This is a genomic window from Ruegeria sp. BHSB064, assembly GCF_059613205.1.
The window spans coordinates 1-13,761 of the sequence record NZ_JBXWSB010000046.1 but is presented as its reverse complement, the minus strand read 5'-3'; the positions used below and the strand labels follow the sequence as shown (position 1 = coordinate 13,761).

14 protein-coding genes are annotated in these 13,761 nt (G+C 57.0%); 9 read left to right on the top strand and 5 right to left on the bottom strand.

Annotated features, from left to right (window positions below; translation table 11 throughout):
* The first annotated feature begins 9 nt into the window (after positions 1-9).
* The 9 genes from hisD to AC2FNU_RS12525 all read left to right on the top strand — a co-directional run bounded on the left by hisD (position 10) and on the right by AC2FNU_RS12525 (position 8,812).
* Positions 10-1,341: a histidinol dehydrogenase gene (hisD, locus tag AC2FNU_RS12565; protein WP_496788636.1), complete on the top strand. Its 1,332-nt coding sequence runs from the start codon at positions 10-12 to the stop codon at positions 1,339-1,341.
* On the top strand, positions 1,338-2,390 hold the full coding sequence (locus AC2FNU_RS12560) for an ester cyclase (protein ID WP_496788633.1): 1,053 nt from the start codon (positions 1,338-1,340) through the stop codon (positions 2,388-2,390). The genes hisD and AC2FNU_RS12560 overlap by 4 nt, the downstream gene beginning before the upstream one ends.
* Before the next feature lies 1 nt (position 2,391).
* On the top strand, positions 2,392-3,159 hold the full coding sequence (locus AC2FNU_RS12555) for an SDR family NAD(P)-dependent oxidoreductase (RefSeq protein WP_496788629.1): 768 nt from the start codon (positions 2,392-2,394) through the stop codon (positions 3,157-3,159).
* On the top strand, positions 3,159-4,178 hold the full coding sequence (locus AC2FNU_RS12550) for a LacI family DNA-binding transcriptional regulator (protein ID WP_496788627.1): 1,020 nt from the start codon (positions 3,159-3,161) through the stop codon (positions 4,176-4,178). Before AC2FNU_RS12555 ends, AC2FNU_RS12550 begins: the two co-directional genes overlap by 1 nt.
* Complete coding sequence (locus AC2FNU_RS12545) at positions 4,175-5,164, top strand: nuclear transport factor 2 family protein (protein ID WP_496788624.1); 990 nt, start codon at positions 4,175-4,177, stop codon at positions 5,162-5,164. The genes AC2FNU_RS12550 and AC2FNU_RS12545 overlap by 4 nt, the downstream gene beginning before the upstream one ends.
* Positions 5,165-5,319: 155 nt before the next feature.
* Positions 5,320-6,282, top strand: a complete 963-nt coding sequence (locus tag AC2FNU_RS12540; protein WP_496788623.1) for a cupin domain-containing protein — start codon at positions 5,320-5,322, stop codon at positions 6,280-6,282.
* Between the two features lie 18 nt (positions 6,283-6,300).
* Complete coding sequence (locus AC2FNU_RS12535) at positions 6,301-7,428, top strand: cobalamin-independent methionine synthase II family protein (protein WP_496788621.1); 1,128 nt, start codon at positions 6,301-6,303, stop codon at positions 7,426-7,428.
* Positions 7,425-8,120, top strand: coding sequence for an alpha/beta fold hydrolase (locus AC2FNU_RS12530; protein ID WP_496788618.1), 696 nt, complete (start codon positions 7,425-7,427; stop codon positions 8,118-8,120). The genes AC2FNU_RS12535 and AC2FNU_RS12530 overlap by 4 nt, the downstream gene beginning before the upstream one ends.
* The gene (locus AC2FNU_RS12525; RefSeq protein WP_496788615.1) at positions 8,117-8,812 is read left to right on the top strand and encodes an RraA family protein; all 696 of its coding nucleotides are present in this window, start codon (positions 8,117-8,119) and stop codon (positions 8,810-8,812) included. The genes AC2FNU_RS12530 and AC2FNU_RS12525 overlap by 4 nt, the downstream gene beginning before the upstream one ends.
* Before the next feature lie 182 nt (positions 8,813-8,994).
* Here the strand turns inward: AC2FNU_RS12525 and AC2FNU_RS12520 are convergent, their stop codons facing one another.
* The 5 genes from AC2FNU_RS12520 to AC2FNU_RS12500 form a co-directional block, all read right to left on the bottom strand.
* Entirely contained in the window at positions 8,995-10,134 is a 1,140-nt protein-coding gene (locus tag AC2FNU_RS12520) for an aminotransferase (protein WP_496788610.1), read from the bottom strand.
* Between the two features lie 201 nt (positions 10,135-10,335).
* The gene (locus AC2FNU_RS12515) at positions 10,336-11,124 is read right to left on the bottom strand and encodes an inositol monophosphatase family protein (RefSeq protein ID WP_496788607.1); all 789 of its coding nucleotides are present in this window, start codon (positions 11,122-11,124) and stop codon (positions 10,336-10,338) included.
* 1 nt (position 11,125) lies between these two features.
* A complete protein-coding gene (locus AC2FNU_RS12510; protein WP_496788603.1) occupies positions 11,126-11,929 on the bottom strand; it encodes an ABC transporter permease in 804 nt (267 codons plus the stop codon).
* Positions 11,926-12,762, bottom strand: coding sequence for an ABC transporter permease (locus AC2FNU_RS12505; protein WP_496788599.1), 837 nt, complete (start codon positions 12,760-12,762; stop codon positions 11,926-11,928). Before AC2FNU_RS12505 ends, AC2FNU_RS12510 begins: the two co-directional genes overlap by 4 nt.
* Positions 12,763-12,836: 74 nt before the next feature.
* Positions 12,837-13,761: extracellular solute-binding protein (locus tag AC2FNU_RS12500; protein ID WP_496788595.1), on the bottom strand; the 925-nt coding region annotated here is incomplete at its 5' end.

The following is a 13,761-nucleotide window of genomic DNA, read 5'->3' as shown; positions in this document are numbered from 1 at the left end:
GATTAGGACATGGCTATCGAATACCTGAAACGTGGCAAGCCCGAGGCTGACAGGGCTGAGGATGACGCCAAGACCCGCGCTGTCGTTGAGGCGACCCTGAAGGATATCGAAGCGCGCGGCGATGCGGCCGTGCGTGAACTGTCCGAAAAATTCGACAATTACTCACCCGAAAGCTATCGCTTGAGCCAGCAGCAAATCGATGATCTGATTGCCTCGCTGTCAGATCGTGAACTGGCTGATATCAAGTTTGCGCAGGAACAGGTGACGAATTTCGCCCAAGCGCAGCGCGACTCGATGCTGGACATCGAGGTCGAGACGCTGCCCGGCGTGATCCTTGGCCACAAGAACATCCCGGTTCAGTCGGTGGGTTGTTACGTGCCCGGTGGCAAGTTTCCGATGGTGGCTTCGGCGCATATGTCAGTGGCAACCGCGAAGGTCGCCGGTGTGCCCCGCATTATCGCTTGCACCCCCCCGTTCAATGGCGCGCCCAACGCGGCCGTGATTGCGGCGATGCATCTGGGTGGTGCGCATGAGATTTACGTAATGGGCGGTATTCAGGCCGTGGGCGCAATGGCCATCGGCACGGAAACAATCGATCCGGTCCATATGCTGGTCGGTCCGGGCAACGCGTTTGTTGCCGAAGCCAAGCGCCAGCTGTTCGGTCGGGTGGGTATCGACCTTTTCGCCGGTCCGACCGAGACGATGGTCATTGCCGATGAAACCGCCGCTGACGCCGAACTGTGCGCCACCGACCTGTTGGGTCAGGCCGAGCACGGCTATAACAGCCCCTGCGTTCTGCTGACCAATTCGCGCAAACTTGCCGAGGACACTCTGGCCGAGATCGAGCGCATTCTGGATATCCTTCCGACATCGGGCACCGCACGGGTCAGCTGGGATGAATACGGCGAAGTGATTGTCTGCGACACCTATGACGAGATGTTGCAGGTTGCCGACGACATCGCATCGGAACACGTTCAGGTCATGACAGACCGCGACGACTGGTTCCTTGAAAACATGACCTGTTATGGCGCGTTGTTCCTGGGTCCACGCACCAACGTTGCCAATGGCGACAAGGTGATCGGGACCAACCACACGCTGCCTACGAAAAAGGCTGGCCGCTATACCGGCGGTCTGTGGGTTGGCAAGTTTTTGAAAACACACAGCTATCAGAAAGTGTTGACGGATGAGGCCGCAACGATGATCGGTGAATATGGCTCGCGCCTGTGCATGCTCGAAGGCTTTGTCGGTCATGCCGAGCAATGCAATATCCGTGTGCGTCGCTATGGCGGCATCAATGTTCCTTACGGCGAGGGTGCGCCGTACCGGGAGGCCGCAGAATGAACGACGTACATTCAGCAAACAAGGCGCTGATCGCGCCGCTTCGGGCGGCGATGTATGACTTTGAAGAAACTGGGGTACGGGCAGCGCTGGAAGCGCTGATCGCCCCAGACGCGGTGGTGCATATGTGCCATCCCTTTGGTGATCTAACCGGCCCGGTCGAGCTGTATGATCACTGCTATGCACCGCTGCTGGCCTCGATGCCGGATCTGGAACGGCGCGATTGGATCGTCATGGGCGGGCGTACCGAGCACGGCGGTGACTGGATCGGTTGCGGTGGTCATTACTATGGCACCTTCGTGGCGCCCTGGCTGGATATTCCGCCAACTGGTCATCTGACCCATATGCGGTATCACGAATTCTACCGATTTGAAGGCGGCAAGGTGGTCGAGATCCAGACGATCTGGGATATCCCGGAAGTCATGATTCAGGCCAAAGCCTGGCCGATGGCACCGTCGCTTGGGCTTGAATTCTGCATTCCGGGCCCTGCGACGCATGACGGCCTTGTGCCGGGGCCGTGGGACGAGGCGAAGTCGCAGGCGTCTTGCGATCACATCGTGACGATGCTGGCACATCTCAAGAAACACCCCACTCAGGGTGGTCCGGAAGTGATGGAGATGCCAAAGTTCTGGCACGAGCGTATGAACTGGTACGGGCCTGCCGCGATCGGTACGGGACGGGGTATTTCCGGGTTCCGCAACTGGCACCAAATTCCGTTTCTGAACGGAATGCCGGATCGTGGTCAGTATCTCGACGAGATTCAGTACCACTTCTTTGGTGACGGTGAATATGCCGCTGTGACCGGTTGGCCCGATATGATCCAGACTGTGACTCATGATGGCTGGATGGGCATTGCGCCGTCAGGCAAACGGATCACCATGCGCAGCTTGGACTTCTGGCGTCTCGAGAACGGCAAGATCCGCGAAAACTGGGTCACCGTCGATATTCTGGATGCGTACAGGCAACTGGGTGTCGACGTGTTTGCCCGTCTGCGCGAGTTCAACAAAGCGCGGGTTCCAGGGTCGATCTCGTTCCCGGTCGGGGATGTCTGACATGGCGCAACTCCCCAGTACGCCCAGCTTCAACCTCGGCGGCAAGCGCGCCTTGGTTGCAGGGGCATCGTCCGGCATTGGCATGGCATGTGCCGTGGCGCTGGCGGAGCATGGGGCTGAGGTCACTCTTGCAGCGCGTCGGACAGACGCGCTGCAAGAGATCGCGTCCGAGATGTCTGCGCGCGGCTGGTCGGCCAAGGTGCTGGAACTGGATGTGTCCGATGTAGATGCCACCGCTGCGGCCGTTGCGGAAAACGGTCCGTACGAGATCCTTTTGAACTCGGCGGGGTTGGCACGCCATGGCAAGGCGGTTGACACATCAGCATCGGATTTCGATGCGGTGATGAATGTCAATGTACGCGGTGCGTATTTCCTGACTCAGGCCGTGGCAAAGGGGTTGCTCGACGCGGGTCGCCCGGGTTCGCTGATCAATATCTCAAGCCAGATGGGGCATGTGGGCGGACGCGAGCGTGCCGTCTATTGTGCCTCGAAATTTGCAGTTGAAGGATTCACCAAAGCCATGGCGCTGGAATTCGGTTCTGCAAAAATTCGGGTCAACACAATATGCCCGACATTTATTCTGACGGATCTGACACGTTCCACCTTCGACGACCCGCACAAGCGCGCTTGGATTCTGGACAAGATCAAGTTAGGCCGCCCCGGCGAGATTGAAGATATCATGGGCGCGGTGGTCTATCTGGCCTCGGATGCGTCAGCACTGGTAACAGGTACTTCGATGTTGGTGGATGGAGGCTGGACAGCGGACTGATGGGAACTCAGAAGGTCACATCATTGGACGTGGCACGGCGGGCAGGGGTAAGCCAATCCGCTGTCAGCCGTGTGTTTACGCCCGGTGCGTCGGCCTCGGAAAAGACCATCGCCAAGGTGCGCAAAGCTGCGGATGAGCTTGGATATCGCCCCAATGTTCTGGCGCGTGCGGTGGTCTCTGGCAAAAGCCGGATCATCGGTCTTGTAGTGGCCTATCTGGACAACCAGTTCTACCCGGAGGCGGTGGAAAAACTGACCAACGCGTTGCAAGAACACGGCTATCATGTTCTGATTTTCATGGCATCACAATCGGCTGGAAATATCGACAAGGTGGTGCAAGAGATCCTGGATTTTCAGGTAGATGGCATCGTGGCGGCTTCGGTCGCTTTGTCGTCGGACTTGTCGGCCCGATGCCGCGCGGCGGGTGTGCCTATGGTCTTGTTCAACCGGGCACAGGACGACCCGGCCATGTCTGCGGTGACGTCTGACAACCTGGCCGGAGGGCGGAAAGTGGCCGAATTTTTTCTGGCAGGCGCGCATAAGAAGATCGGCTTTATCGCGGGGTGGGAAGGTGCCTCGACCCAGCGTGACCGGGAACGTGGATTTGTTACCGCGCTGCAGGAGGCTGGTGTTGCGTTACACGCGCGAGAGGTCGGTAACTTCCGAACGGAACAGGCGCAGGCAGCGACCCGGCGCATGTTCGCCTCGGATCCGCCCGATGCGCTGTTTGTAGCCAATGACCATATGGCTATTGCGGTCATGGATACCTTGCGTTTCGAGTTGGGGATAAAGGTGCCCGAAGATGTATCGGTTGTGGGTTACGACGACGTCGCCGTAGCTGCTTGGCCAACTTACAACCTGACAACCGTGCGCCAGCCAGCCAACCGTATGGTGAGCGAAACGGTAGAAATTCTGCTCAGCAAAATCGACGGCCCGGATGTTGGTCCGCGCCGGTTAGAGATTGATGGGCCTTTGATTGTTCGCGGCTCGGCCCGCATACCTGAAGGATGGAAGACATGAAGGGATTTGATCCCAAATTCAATGATTTCCCCGACTATATCATCGGGATCACAAAGGAAATCTGGGAAGATCGCGGCATTGCAACGCTGCATCACTACTACTCGCCGGACATCGTTGTACGCTCGCCTGCTTCAGTGGTTTTGGGTAACCAGAACGTCATTGGTGCAACCATGGCAACTTTGGCCGAATTCCCTGACCGGCAGTTGCTGGGCGAGGATGTGATCTGGTCCGGTACACCGGAAGAGGGGATGCTGAGCTCGCACCGCATCATCTCGACTGCGACGCATCTGGCCGATGGTGTCTATGGCAAAGCGACAGGCAAGCAACTGCGTTATCGGATTCTGGCTGATTGCCACGCCATCGACAATCAGATCAATGATGAATGGCTGATCCGCGATCAGGGCGCCATCGTGCGCCAAATGGGCTGGGACCCTAAGGAATACGCCGCTGATCTGATCGCGCGTGAGGGCGGACCGGACAACTGTGTCAAACCGCTAACACCCGCGACCGACCAGCCCGGCCCCTACAAGGGCACGGGCAATGACAATGAATGGGGTCAGCGCTATGCCGACATCCTGACCCGCATCATGAGCGCTGATATGGGCGTTATCGAGGCCGAATATGACCGGGCCGTGCAATCCGAATATGTCGGCGGCGTCACTGGCCACGGCTGGGACTCGGTCGATCGGTTTTGGATGGGCCTGCGCGCCAGCTTCCCCAATGCCGAGTTCAAGATCGAACACCAGATCGGGCGCGACGATCCCAATATGGCCCCGCGCGCGGCTGTGCGTTGGAGCCTGCATGGCAAGCATGACGGCTGGGGCGTCTTCGGCGTGCCGACCGGGGCCGAGGTGTACGTGTTGGGCATCAGCCACTGTGAGTTTGGCGAATTGATCGGCGGCCAGCCGCAGTTGCGCCGGGAATACACTCTGTTTGACGAAACATCGGTCTGGAAACAGATCCTGTTGCAAACCGGCGGTAAGTAACATGTCCCGCCGTATCTCAAATCTGGATGCGGGGCAGGCGATGCGGCGATACCACGCCCATCGCGCCAGCCTGCGCGCCCGGCGGCTGAACAACCGCCCGCCGGGGCTTGGGGTTTGATCCGTTCAAACCTCAACCCAAGCAAAGGAATACAGATATGAGTACCATTCAAAGCCGCATCGTCCGTTACGGAGAGCTGCAACCCTGCAAAACCGCGTTCATCGACGCACACACGCCCGGGTCGGACCAGAAAGAGAACTTTACCATCGTCGGCGGTGGCGTCTCGGAAAGCCCGGACCAGCACGTCCACATCACCGACAAGATCGGGTTCAACATCGGCGCGGCGGGGCAGCCCCCGAAATGCCGCAACTCCTTGCACAGCCACACCACGGCCGAGGTCTTCTTTGTTGCCAAGGGACGCTGGCGGTTCTTCTGGGGCCGGTATGGTACCGCTGGTGAGTTCATCGCTGAAGAGGGCGACATCTTCAATATCCCCACCGGTATCTTCCGTGGCTTCGAAAACGTTGGACAGGACTACGGCATGATCATGTCGATCCTAGGTGGCGACGACGCAGGCGGCGGTGTGACCTGGGCACCTCAGGTGATCCAGGACGCGCAGGCGCATGGTCTGATGCTGGGCAACAATGGTGTGCTTTACGACAGCAAGAAGGGCGAAGAGCTGCCGCACAATGTGCAGCCCATGCCTTTGCTGACCGAAGAAGAGTTGAAAGCCTACCCCGAGGTTCCGGTCGAGGATGTGGTCGGCAAATATGTTGCCCGCTATTGGGACCTGATGGCGTTGTCGGCAAACAAGCCTGCTGTAGTGATCGGTGAAAACGGCCTGATCAAGGACAAGCCAGGCTTCGAGGTTGATTTCCTGACCCGTGGATCGGCTGTTAACGATCCGGTCAAAGCAGAAAAACCGGTGGTTCTGATGCCCGCAAGTGGCCATTGGCGGATCGCTATCAACGATGTTGTGACCACATTGTCCAATGGGGACACCGCAGTGGTAATGCCGGGCGAAAGCTACAGCGCTCAACCTTCGATGACTGGTCAGGCCGGGCTTTACCGCATCACCGCAACGGATGATCCGGCGGGCGCAACCTGGACTGGTAACTAAGAAAGACGGAGACCCCGCATGACCAAAATCCTAACTTCACATGTGGGGTCTCTGCCCCGAACTCAGGGCGTCGTGGACTTTATCTTCGCGCGCGAAAACAACGAGACTTACGACGCCGCTGCTTTTGATGCTTGCATGACCGACGCGGTTTCTGAGACCGTGCGAAAGCAGGTTGAGGCTGGTGTAGATATTGTCAGCGATGGCGAAACCTCAAAGATTTCATATGCCACCTATGTCAAGGATCGTTACACGGGGTTTTCCGGTGACAGCCCGCGCAATGCGCCCGCTGATCTGAAAATGTTCCCCAGCTTTTTGGAACGTCTCGCCAATGACGGTGGCACTCCGCAATATGCGAGGCCCATGTGTACGGGTGAGGTCCGCTCAAAAGGTCAGGGCGAGCTTGAGAAGGATATTGCCAACCTCAAAGCTGCCATGGATCAACATGGTGCTGAGCGCGGGTTCATGAACGCAGCCTCACCCGGTGTGATTTCCCTCTTCCTTCAAAACGACTTTTATCCCAAGCGTGAGGCTTACCTGGCGGCGCTGGCGGATGCGCTGAAAGAAGAATACGAAACAATCGTGGCCTCTGGTCTGGACCTGCAATTGGATTGCCCCGATCTGGCCTTGTCGCGCCACATGCTGTTCACCGATCTGTCCGACGACGAGTTTCTCAAGATCGCTGATATGCATGTCGAGGCTCTGAACCATGCTTTGCAAAACGTGCCGCAGGATCGCGTGCGCGTGCATATTTGCTGGGGCAATTACGAAGGACCGCATTGTTGCGATATCGGTATGGACAAGGTGTTCACCACGCTGATGGCAACCAAAGCCCGCTATATCCTGTTCGAGACCTCAAACCCGCGCCACGCACACGAATGGACCGTGTTCCGCGACCGCAAGGCTGAGATCCCGGACGACAAGGTTCTGGTGCCCGGCGTCGTCGACACCACCACCAACTTCGTCGAACATCCCGAATTGGTGGCCCAGCGGATTGAGCGTTTCGCAGACATTGTGGGGGCAGATCGCGTGATCGCAGGCAGTGATTGCGGCTTTGGCACCTTTGCCGGTTTTGGGGCGGTGGACCCTCAGATCGCTTATGCCAAACTGGCTTCGCTGTCCGAGGGGGCAAAGCTGGCTTCGGCATGACACCATTGATCCTTTTGCCGGGCATGATGTGCGATGCCCGGCTTTTTGGTCCTCAGATCGAGGCGTTGTCGGGTAAGATGCCGGTTATGACCTTTCCGCTGCATCAGCATGACAGCGTCGAGTCCCTGGCGGCTGAAATTCTGACCCACGCACCGCCCGCCTTTGCACTTGCCGGACTGTCGATGGGTGGGATCGTGGCGATGGAAGTGTTGCGACAAGCGCCCGGGCGCACCCAAAAGCTGGCGCTTTTAGACACTAACCCCTTGGCAGAAACACCTGAGGTCAAAGCCCGCCGTGCCCCTCAGATCGAGGCCGTAAAAAACGGTAAGCTGCGAAACGTGATGCGGGACGAGATGAAGCCGAATTATCTGGCAGATGGCCCTCATCAGGGGGCGATACTTGACCTGTGTATGGCAATGGCTACTGATCTGGGGTCCGAGGCGTTTTTGCGCCAGTCCCATGCTTTGATGAACCGCCCGGACCAGCGCCAGACCCTGTCTGCCTATACCGGAAAAACCCTGGTTCTCTGCGGCAGGGAAGATGGTCTTTGCCCGGTCGAACGGCATCAGTTGATGCACGATCTGCTGCCAAACAGCGTGTTTGAGATCATCGAAGAAGCCGGGCATTTGCCCACATTGGAACAACCAAACAAAACCACGGCGGCGTTGATCCGCTGGTTGGAGGACACATGACACCGTCACTTTTGTCACTGCTCCGCAAAGTGGATACGCCCACTGTCTGCAACGCCATTGAGGTGGCACAAGGCAAGCGCGGGTTTAATGGCTTTACCCGCGGCACCATGCTGTGCTCGGCTCCGGACGAACCCGCTATTGTGGGCTATGCCCGCACGGCCAAGATTGCAGCGGTCAATCCGCCAACCGAACCTGCCGATGTCATCAAGGCGCGCCGCATGGCCTACTACAAGTACATGGCCGAAGGGCCTGCGCCCTCGGTCGCTGTGGTTGAGGATTTGGATTTCCCCGACTGCATCGGCGCCTATTGGGGAGAGATCAACACCACGGTCCACAAGGGCTTTGGCATGTCGGGGGCATTGACCAACGGCGTGATGCGGGATTTGGGGGACGTGCCCGAAGGTTTCCCTGTTGTTGCTGGGTCCGTTGGACCAAGCCACGGCTTTGTCCATGTGCGCGAGGTTGACACGCCCGTCACGATCTTTGGCCTGACGGTCAATCCCGGTGACTTGATCCATGCGGATCGGCACGGTGCGCTGGTGGTGCCCCAAGATGTCGTGGATCAGCTTGAGGCCGCAATCCAGAAACTGCTGACGACGGAACGTATCGTTCTGGACGCCGCCGCGCAGCCGGGATTTGATTTTGATGCCTTCTCGGTCGCTTGGTCTGAGTTCGAGAAAGCCCGCACCTGACGACGTGCGACTCAACTGAATCAAGCCTGCGGATTCTGGTCCCAGCATAAAATTTTGGTTGCCGGTCGATAGATTGCAAACCGGCAGTCGTAACGTCGCTGAACAGGCCAAAACCGCAATGCGGTTCGTCTCTTACTGCCAGAGGGACAGCATGTCTGGGGGCGCAGGGTTTCGTGCGATTTTTAACCAATTTTCGACGCTACACTGTGGCGCGCCAAGAAGCCCGACAACTTTTTCAACCCGGCTTTAAGATCCGCTGTCGGATTGGTGTAGCCAAGGCGCAGCCAGCCCTCCATGTCCATCGCGCTGCCTGGTGTCAGCATCACGCCTTCTTCTTTCAAAAGCGTGACGCAAAGATCACGCGACGACATAGGCAAATCATATTTTAGCAGCGCCGTAGTGCCTGATTTCGGCGGCACCCAGCTCAGCAATGGTTCATTCGCGATCCAATCTTCGACGATCCGCAGGTTCTCTCGCGTGATCCGCTGGGCGCGCGCCAAAATTTTATCTCGGTTTTCAAGTGCAATGGCCGCGAGCATTTCGTCCACCTGACCGACCGAGATGGTGTTGTAGTCACGATGGATCATCACATCATGAAGCATGTCTTTTGGCCCTGCGATCCAACCGACCCGCAACCCGGCCAATGAATACGCCTTGGACATACCTGCCGTGCTGATCCCTTTTTCATAAAGATCGGCTACGGCGGCCGTGAAACCATCACCGGTCTGGTCGGTGCCGCGATAGACTTCATCGCACAATAGCCACGCATAAACGCTGCGCGCGATTTCGACGATTTGTTCCAGCAAGGCACGATCCATCAAAGCGCCGGTCGGGTTGTTTGGGTTATTGATCGCAATCAACCGCGTGTTGGGTCGAACCATTGCGCTCAGCTTGTCGAGATCGGGCAGAAACGCGTTTTCTGGGGTCAGGTGCAACAGCTCTATTTCCGCTCCGAGGCTTTCGGGGATCGAGTAATGCTGCTGATAGGTCGGGATCACCGAAATCACGTGATCCCCGCGCGAGACCAGCGTTTGATGCACCAAAGAGTTGGCACCGATGGTTCCATGGGTCGTCAGGATATTTTCGCGAGTCTGGCTTTCGTACAGCCCACAGATGGCATCGCGCAAACGGTCCGAACCTTCGATTGCGCCATAGGTCATCTTCATGGCAGACAGATCGTTCAGAATGCTGTTATGTTGGCCCGCAATCTCAAAAAGCTCACCCAATGTAATGGACTCGACGCAGGTTTCAGCCAGATTGAGTTCGCACTTGGTTTCGAACTCGTTCATCCACATTTCGACACCGAAAGGCCTGATATCCATGGGTCTCTCCTATAGTCTTCGTTAAGCCGAAGCCGCGACATAGATGACGCGCGCCTCCCTGGTATCTTCCAGACTCGGATCAATGGAAAGCAAGAACACAGGATTTTAGCGCGGCTTTGTCTCTGAGACACTAAGCCGACAGAATTGACATTTCAGATGAACAAGCCGTCGGCCCAAGAACTCAAATCAGAGCTTTCGGGATCAAATATGGCAATTCCCGCTGACTTTTTCGCGAAACAAAAGGTGCATGCCCTTACCGCTCGCCAAAATTTGGCTGCCTTGCATTAAAAACCTGTCCAGGGGTTCGCAGTCGATATGCCCTCCGGCCTCTTGAATCATCGGAATGGCGGCAAAAGCATCCCAGGCGTTCAAATGGGCCTCATAGTAACCTTCAGCCTGACCGGTGGCCACCGCCAGCAAGCTGATCGCGGCAGAGCCGTTGCGGCGGTATTCTATACCTGCACCCAGCAAAGTCTCAATCAACTGAGTATGTTCTGTAAACGGTCGACGGGTTGACCAGCCCAACATCAATTGAGAACGTGTTGGTTCAGCGCAGGTTGAAACACTCAGGCGTTGTTCATTCAGCCACGCACCACCCCCGACAGACGCCCAGGCCAACATGTTCAGGTCTGGCGCGCAGATCACACCAAGCGGTATGTTTTGGCCGTCATAAAACGCTATGCAAACGCCCCAGTCGCGATGCCCGCGCATGAAATTGGCGGTCCCGTCAATCGGGTCCACGACCCAAAACGCATTGCCCGACCCGGATACGCCGTCCTCTTCACCCAACATGGCGTCGTCTGGCCAGCTTTCAGCGATGCGTTGACGTATCAGGTCTTCGACCGCGCGATCCGCGAAGGTGACAAAATCCTGTGGGCCTTTCTCGGCGATGAATTCGGCACCGCGCTCATCACGAAGACGCACAGCCAGCGCAGCGGCGTCTTGGGCCAAAGACTTGGCGAAGGTCAGCCGGTTCTCAACATCGGTCATGTCAGCTTCCCACCTTGGCCAAAACGTCCGATTTCAGAAACCGTTCAATGAACAACATGAAGCCAACCGAAGGGACCAGCAGAATGAGCGCAGTGATAGAGGCGATTTGATAGTTCCCCTCCATTGATGCGGTGAACAACAGCAAGGGCATTGTGGTGATGTCTGGCACGCCGACAAAGTACGTTCCGGTGAACTCGTCCAGCGAGATCAGGAATACGAAAATTGCACTGGCCATAAGCCCGGGAAGGGCAAGCGGCAAGGTGACCGTGCGGAACACCGTGAAGGGAGACGCCCCCATATTTGCGGCGGCTTCCTCAAGCTCTCGATCCACGGCGGCAAACGCGGCAGTCGCGATCCAAACCGAAAACACCAGCCCCTGGATCGTATGAACCAGAACCACACCAACATAAGTGCCATTCAGGCCCAGCCCATAGAATATGCGGGCGATGTTCATGTGTACGGCGATGGATGGAAAGGCTTGTGGCAACAGGAACAACAGCAGGAAGAATGTCCGCCATGGCAGGCTGCCGCGTCCCAATGCCAGCCCGGCCGGGATTGCAACCACCAGAGACGCCAGCACAGTGAACAGAGCGATCAGAACCGAGCTATAGATAGACTCCATGGCGTTGCCCTGAGGGCGGAACACACGTTCCCAGAAGGAAAAGCCATAACTTTGCGGGAGCTTCGCCGGAAAATACCACGTTTCGGCGACGGACCAGATCAGCATGTTGGTGATCGGCCCAAAGATGGCAAAGGCCAGCAGAGCCAACAGTACCGCTGTGAGGGTTGTGCGAAGAATGGTCATGCGGGCTTCCCTCCTTCACGCACGCCTTGACGCAGGTAGACCCAGGCGATCACGGCCGTCATTGCATATGAAATAAAGCCCAGCGCGTTTGCCACGCCATAGTCGGAATAGGCGTTGATGCGCCATGCCATGTCCACTGTGATCATCGTGGGCGTCTGTGCGTTGATCATAAGCGGCACCGACAAAACGGACATCATCACGACGTAAGACAGGATCAGCCCAACCATGAGTGTTGTGCCCACTTGCGGCACCACAATTTCAAACAGAATTCTAAGTCGGGACGCGCCCAAGTTGCGAGCGGCTTCGATCGTCGAACGATCCAATGATGCCATCGCGCCTGCAACCAGCAAGGCCACGAAGGGTGTTTGTTTCCACACAAAGGTAATCACAATGCCACGCCAATCCAGATAGCTGGCGGCTTGCAAGGGCTCCATCAAACCGGTTGAGACAATGATATTGTTCATCATGCCGTTCTTGGCGAGGAAGGTTCGCATCAGCTGTGCCGCAACAACAAACGGAATGAACAATGGCCAGCGATACAGCCAGCGCAGCACGGCAAGGGCCACCCGGTTTTCGCCCAAGGTCAGATAGCCACCGATGGCTATCGATAGCAGGCCGATAATCACTGTCGAGAGGCTTACGATGATCAGGGTGAACAGGACATCGTTGGAATACAAGGCAAAGGCCTTTGTGAAATTCTGCAAACCCCAACCACCAAGTTCCTCATCCCGGAACGCCCACAACAGGGAATAGCCTAGAGGGTATAGAAACAGGCAGGCAAGCAATACGATTGCCGGAGCAATCAGGGTTAATGAGGCTTTTCGGGTGATCATCGGGGGTCAGTCCAAGAATTTTGAGTGCGGGCCCCATGGGGGAAGGCCCGCACATTGGTTTCCATGAGAGGGAGTTAGTTGGAAACCTTTTGCTCGTAGGCTTCGCGGATATCGTCAAAGAACGGACCCAGCGGGAAGGGTTTGCCTCTGGCAGCCAGATCTTCCGGTGTCACATCGGTGAACAGTTTGTTCCAGGTTTCCTGATCCAACGCACTTTCGACGTGCTGAGCGTCGATACCCGGATACCAGTTGAAACGCTTGACGATGCCTTCGGCCTGAACTTCGGGGCTGGTGGCCAGGGCGATGAACTTGCGCGCCGCTTCAGCGTTTTCCGCCTTGGCCGGGATCGCATAGTAATAAGGCTGACCCGGCATGCCCGGCTCGGGCAGCAACAGTTTGAGGTTCGGATTCAGGCGGCCGTCGGCTTGCCATGTGTAGAACATGTCTACCCAAACTGGGCCCATTACGATCTCACCCCGGTTCATCATATCCAGAGTGCCTGCGTTTCCGGGCGTAAAGGTGACGTTTTCGTTGAAAGCTTTCAGATCGCTCAACGCCTGGTCCCAGCTGTTTTTCAACTCTGGATCATAGGGGCCGTTCATCAATTGATCGGTGTTGCCGGCATAGGCATACATCCACGCTGCGGTGAATGCGACGCCCGACATTCCGTTCTTGATGCCGTTATAGCCGAACGCCCCTTTGTTTTCTGCCGTCCAGGTTTTCAACTCGTCAAAGCTTGCAGGTGGGTTCTGGACCAGATCGGGATTGTAGGCGATAGCGGTCTGGCTGTGGAACATGGGCATGACATAGCCCTCGACATCGGTGCCCAGTGCGGTCTTAGAGGTGTCACGCGTAGCGAGCTGACCGGTTTCGATGTCGCCCACATATTTCTGCAACAGACCTTCTGTCACCATCTCCCCAGATTTCAGCTGGGTCATGACAACGACATCTGTGTCCCAGGTTTCATTTCCGGCCTGTGCCTTGATTTTTTCAAGGATC